Origin of the sequence: Extibacter sp. GGCC_0201, from assembly GCF_017566055.1 — a bacterium.
Classification (GTDB): domain Bacteria; phylum Bacillota; class Clostridia; order Lachnospirales; family Lachnospiraceae; genus Extibacter.
The window spans coordinates 1-210 of the sequence record NZ_JABFCH010000273.1; the positions used below are offsets into that span (position 1 = coordinate 1).

Annotated in this window: 1 protein-coding gene; it reads left to right on the top strand. The window is 50.0% G+C overall.

From position 1 onward, the window contains the following. On the top strand, window positions 1-210 hold a 210-nt coding region (locus HJV72_RS19510), incomplete at both ends, for a carbon-phosphorus lyase complex subunit PhnI (protein ID WP_208073541.1).

A 210-nucleotide genomic window follows, 5' to 3' on the forward strand; every position in this document is an offset into this window, starting at 1 on the left:
GGAAATCCGCCTCAGCAGGAGAATATCGGCCGCCTTCAAGGATGTTGCAGGGGGCCAGTTTCTGGGTGCTACATACGATTATACCCATCGTCTTCTGGATTTTTCCCTGCTGTCGGAAACTCCGGAAGATGAGCGGAGAATCAAAGAAGAATGGAATCACTATAAAGAAAGAAAAGAGGAAATTACCGCGCCCCGCGTGTCCGGTTTCCT